Genomic DNA, 5,185 nt, shown 5'->3' on the forward strand with positions numbered 1-5,185 from the left:
GGACGGGTAGGGGCGGCGGGGGCGGAAAACCTCCCCGGCCGCCCCTTTGCGTCACAGGTACTTCTTCAGCTCCCGCCGCGCCAGCGACCGCTGATGCACCTCGTCCGGACCGTCCGCGATCATCAGCGTGCGCGCCCCCGCGTACAGCTCCGCCAGCGGGAAGTCCTGGCTGACACCCCCCGCGCCGTACAGCTGGACCGCCCGGTCGATGATGTCCACCACCGCCCGCGGCGTGGCGATCTTGATGGCCTGGATCTCGGTGTGGGCGCCCCGGTTGCCCACGGTGTCCATCAGCCACGCCGTCTTCAGCACCAGCAGCCGCAGCTGCTCGACGGTCACCCGTGCGTCCGCGATCCAGTTCTGCACCACGCCCTGCTGACCCAGCGCCCTGCCGAACGCCGTCCGGGACACCGCCCGCCGGCACATCAGCTCGATCGCCCGCTCGGCCATGCCGATCAGCCGCATGCAGTGGTGGATACGGCCCGGGCCGAGGCGCGCCTGGGCGATGGCGAAGCCGCCGCCCTCCTCGCCGATGAGGTGGGACACCGGCACGCGCGCGTGGTCGAACACCACCTCGGCGTGACCACCGTGGTAGTGGTCCTCGTACCCGAACACCCGCATCGCCCGCTCGACCGTGACACCGGGCGTGTCGCGCGGCACGAGCACCATGGACTGCTGACGGCGGATGTCCGGCCCGCCCGGGTCGGTCTTGCCCATCACGATGAAGATCTTGCAGTCCGGGTTCATCGCACCCGAGATGTACCACTTGCGGCCGGTGATGACGTACTCGTCCGTGCCGTCGGAGGCCCGCTCGATGCGCGTGGTGATGTTGGTGGCGTCCGAGGAGGCCACCTCCGGCTCGGTCATCGCGAACGCCGAACGGATCTCACCGGCGAGCAGCGGCTCGAGCCACTGCTTCTTCTGCCGCTCGTCGCCGAACTGCGCGAGCACCTCCATGTTGCCCGTGTCGGGAGCCGCGCAGTTGGTGGCGGTGGGCGCCAACTGCGGGGATCGGCCGGTGATTTCGGCGAGCGGGGCGTACTGGAGGTTGGTCAGTCCGGCGCCGTGCTCGGCGTCCGGCAGGAAGAGGTTCCACAGGCCCTGCCGGCGTGCCTCGGCCTTCAGCTCCTCCACCACGGCCGGGGTGTCCCAGGGGGAGGCCAGCGCGGCCCGCTGCTCCTGAGCCACCGCCTCGGCCGGGTAGACGTACTCGTCCATGAAGGCCAGGAGCCTGGCGCGCAGTTCCTCGGTGCGCGCGTCGAACGCGAAGTCCATTCCCTCTCAGCCTTCCTGCAGAGTGGTCAGTCCGTGGTCGATGAAGACGGGGACGAGGTCGCCGATGCGGTCGAAGCCGCGCCCGACCGTCCGGCCGAGCGTGTACCGGTAGTGGATGCCCTCCAGGATCACAGCCAGCTTGAACCAGGCGAACGCCGTGTACCAGGAGACGGCCGAGACGTCGCGCCCCGACCGAGCGGCGTACCGCTCGACCAGCTCGGCGGCGGAGGGGTGCCCGGCCGCCGCGGCCGTCGTGGACACGGGTGAGTCGGGCAGGTCCAGCGGCGTGCTGTACATCACCAGCAGACCCAGGTCGGTCAGCGGGTCGCCGAGCGTGGACATCTCCCAGTCGAGGACCGCCTCGATCCGGTCGTCCGCCCCGATCAGGACGTTGTCGAGCCGGTAGTCGCCGTGCACCACGGCCGGCGCGGGGGAGCGGGGCAGCGCGCGCCCGAGCGCCGCGTGCAGCTCGTCGATGCCGGCGAGCTCGCGGTTGCGGGAGGCGTCCAGCTGCTTGCCCCAGCGCCGCAGCTGCCGGTCCAGGAAGCCCTCGGGCCGGCCGAAGTCGGCGAGGCCCGCCTCGGCGGGGTCCACCGCGTGCAGTGCGACGAGGGTGTCCACCAGTGACAGCACGGCGTTCCGGGTGCGCTCCTCGCCCAGCGGGGCGAGCTGGCCGGCGGTGCGGTACGGGGTGCCTTCGACGAACTCCATGACGTAGAACGGCGCGCCGAGCACCTCCTCGTCCTCGCACAGCAGCACCGGGCGCGGCACCGGCACGTCGGTCGGGTGCAGGGCGCTGATCACCCGGTGCTCGCGCTTCATGTCGTGCGCGGTGGCCAGGACGTGGCCGAGCGGAGGGCGCCGTACGACCCACTTCGAGGTGCCGTCCGAGACCGCGTACGTCAGGTTCGACCGTCCGCCCTCGATCAGCCGGCCGGTCAGGGGGCCCTGCGCCAGGCCGGGCCGCTCTCGGTCGAGCAGGCCGTGCAGCCGGTCGAGATCGAGTCCGGGCGGGTGGTCGGGGCTCATCGTCGCTCCTACGGGCGGGTGAAGGGGACCCGACCATGATGCCGACCGGTCGGTATGCCGTCCAGTGCGCGAACCGGACGTGATCGTCGCCACGGCAGTACGGCGGCTCCCCGCGCGGTGCGCCGGGGGAGCCGCCGTCGGCGGTCTCCGGGGTGTCTCAGTGGTCGTCCCAGTGGCCCTCGTGCGCGGCGTGCCGGTGCCCGTCGTGCAGGTAGTCGACGTGGCCGCCGTGCTGCACGCGCGCGTGCCCGCAGTTCTCCCCGTGCTGGTGCTCGTGGCCCTCGTGCGCGGTGTGGCCGCCGGGCTCGCACTCGTCCCAGTGGCCGGCGTGCTCGCGGTGCAGGTGCCCGTCGTGCGCGTAGTCGACGTGGTCGCCGTGCGGCACCTGCGTGTGCCCGCAGTCCGGGCCGTGGGTGTGGGTGTGGGAAGCGTGTTCCTGGTGGAGGACGGTCATGGTGGTCACCCCTGGGGGGATGGGCGGCTGACGACGGACAAGCGTGCCACGCAAACGGCACATAAGTGGTACATAAAGGGATATTCGGGTTTGCGTGGCGTGCGAGTACCCCGGCGGGCCGGGCTCGCTCACCCCGCGGACCGGTACGCCTTCAGCCGCTCGTGGGCGGCCAGCCCGTCCGGCACCCACTCCCACTCCCGCAGGCGGCGCTCCACCTCGTCCTCGGGCAGGAAGCCGTGCCAGGCGACCTCCTCGGCCTGCGGCCGCACGGGCAGGTCGCAGCGGACCTGGTAGACCGCCGACCACCAGGTGCGGCCGGCGCCGTCGTCGTACAGGAACTTGAACAGGTACTCGGGGCGGGGCAGCCCCGTCACCCCCAGTTCCTCCTCGGCCTCGCGCAGAGCCGCGTCGTCGTAGGACTCGCCGGCCCCGACGACCCCGCCGACGAACAGGTCGTACAGCGAGGGGAAGACCAGCTTGGTGGGCGTGCGCCGGTGCACGAAGAGCCGCCCCTCGGCGTCCCGCACCTGCACGAAGGCACAGCGGTGACGCAGCCCCCTGGCGTACGCCTCCCCGCGCGGTGACTGCCCGATGACGTGATCGCGGTCGTCGACGATGTCGAGGATCTCCTCCGCAGCGTTCATACGCCCATCCAATCAGCCGCTCCCACGGCCGGCGCGACCGTTCAGCGGGGCTGGAGGTCCCGCCGGGACGCCGGGGCCGTCCTGCCGGGGGGCATCGCGGGGTGCAGGCCCAGCAGGACGATGCCCGTCACGATGGCCGCGAGGCCGGACGCCTCCCAGGCCAGGGCGCCGGTGTCGGTGCGCAGCCGGTCGCCGAGGAAGCCCACCCCGCAGGCGATCCCGGCCAGCGGCTCGGCCGCGGTCAGCGCGGGCAGCGACATGCGCAGCGGCGCCGTCTCGAAGGCGCTCTGCACCAGGATCAGCCCGGTGGCGCCGATCACCAGCAGCCCGTACGGCTGCCAGCCGGTGAACAGTTCCGCCCAGCCGCCGGCGGAGAGCCGCTGCCCGCTCACCCGGGTCAGCGCGTCCTGCACGCCGTACAGCAGCCCCGCGGCCACCGCCAGCAGCACCGGCCCCCAGCTCAGCCGCGAGCGCTTGGCGTAGGCGGTCAGCGCCAGGGCCGCGCCCACCATCACCCCGATGATCAGCCAGTGCCGCAGCGGATCGGTCACCACGCTGCCGCCGTGCGGCCGGCCCGCCACGATGAACGCGGTCACGCCGCCCGCCAGCAGGACGAGGCCCGTCCAGCCCTGGCCGCCCAGCGGCTGCCTGGTCTGTCTGCGGGACAGGGCGAGGGCGAACAGCAGGTTCGTCGCCAGCAGCGGCTCCACGAGCGAGATCTCGCCCCGGCCCAGGGCGAAGGCGCCCAGGATCATGCCGGTGACCATCAGCCCCAGTCCGCCGAGCCAACGGGGCACCTTCACCAGGTCCAGCAGCAGCCGGGGGGAGAGGAAGTCGCTGAGCGGTGCCTGCTGGGCCGCGTTCTGCTGCAGTACGAATCCGAAGCCCAGGCAGCAGGCGGCGCTCACGGCGAGACTCAGAACCAGAACCGACACGCTGTGTACCTCGATCATCCACCGGGCCACGGGCTGCGTAGTGGCCGACTTTAGCGCTCCAGGACACTGTCTGCCGGTGGGAGCACCCGGGTCCGGGCGGCCGGCCCGGGCACGATGCGACGCCGCACGAGTGACCCGTGGTCCGCTTGCCTGCACCGGAGAGCCGGCCGAGGGCGTCCCAAGTCACTTATTGCCAAGGGAAGTTGACGCGTGTAATGCCTGGGCGGCCCTTGACGCGATGCCTTGGCTGGGGGTTTGCTGTCCGTGATCACTCGATGGCAAGCCGATGACCGACGAGCAGGCCGCGGCCAGTGCGCCGAACGGGGCAGTGCGCCCCCGGGGCGGACGGGGCCACAGACGAAGAGCGCGTGAGGAAGTTCCGCGGTGCCCCCACCCCCGCCTCCCCTCGGCCGCGGCCGCAAGCGAGCGGCCCAGACCTTCGACGCCGCTCTCGACGACACGGAACTCGTCGCCGCCCGCGCCGCGCTGGCCCAGGGCCGGTGGCAGGCGGTGCGCTCGCTGCTCGCCCGCACCGGGGACGACTGGGACCGTCGCGGGCACCGCGTCACCGTCCTCGCCGAGGAGTCCCACGCCGCCGCCTGGGCCCGCGAGTGGCTGCTCGCCGAGCCCGAGTCCGCCGACGCCTCCTTACTGCTCGGCATGGCCCTGGTACAGGGCGCCCTGCGCGGCAGGGACAAGCCCGGCCCGGCCCGCGAGGCCTGCCGTGCGGCGGCCGCCCTCGCGCCCGCCGACCCCACGCCGTGGCTCGGCCTGCTCCTGCTCGAGCGCGGCCTCGGCGGCGAGGAGGACGTGGCCCGCCTCTTCGACAAGGTCCGCCACCGCCACCC

Annotated in this window: 5 protein-coding genes and 1 pseudogene; 1 reads left to right on the forward strand and 5 read right to left on the reverse strand. The window is 72.8% G+C overall.

What is annotated here, in order from left to right:
* Positions 1 to 51: 51 nt before the first annotated feature.
* From C1I97_RS30940 to C1I97_RS30960, 5 genes are all read right to left on the reverse strand, one after another.
* Positions 52 to 1,275, reverse strand: coding sequence for an acyl-CoA dehydrogenase family protein (locus tag C1I97_RS30940; protein WP_111006386.1), 1,224 nt, complete (start codon positions 1,273 to 1,275; stop codon positions 52 to 54).
* A gap of 6 nt (positions 1,276 to 1,281) precedes the next feature.
* Positions 1,282 to 2,304 carry a phosphotransferase family protein gene (locus tag C1I97_RS30945; protein WP_111006387.1) on the reverse strand — a complete coding sequence of 341 codons (1,023 nt, stop codon included), beginning with the start codon at positions 2,302 to 2,304 and terminating at the stop codon, positions 1,282 to 1,284.
* 157 nt (positions 2,305 to 2,461) lie between these two features.
* Complete coding sequence (locus C1I97_RS30950; protein ID WP_111006388.1) at positions 2,462 to 2,758, reverse strand: hypothetical protein; 297 nt, start codon at positions 2,756 to 2,758, stop codon at positions 2,462 to 2,464.
* Between the two features lie 128 nt (positions 2,759 to 2,886).
* A complete protein-coding gene (locus C1I97_RS30955; RefSeq protein ID WP_111006389.1) occupies positions 2,887 to 3,402 on the reverse strand; it encodes an NUDIX hydrolase in 516 nt (171 codons plus the stop codon).
* 41 nt (positions 3,403 to 3,443) lie between these two features.
* Entirely contained in the window at positions 3,444 to 4,337 is an 894-nt protein-coding gene (locus tag C1I97_RS30960) for a DMT family transporter (protein WP_111006390.1), read from the reverse strand.
* Positions 4,338 to 4,721: 384 nt separating this feature from the next.
* Between C1I97_RS30960 and C1I97_RS30965 the strand changes: the two are divergent.
* A pseudogene (locus tag C1I97_RS30965) lies at positions 4,722 to 5,185 on the forward strand (hypothetical protein); the annotation flags it as partial.

The organism is Streptomyces sp. NTH33, from assembly GCF_003236365.1.
In the GTDB taxonomy this organism is placed as follows: Bacteria; Actinomycetota; Actinomycetes; order Streptomycetales; family Streptomycetaceae; genus Streptomyces.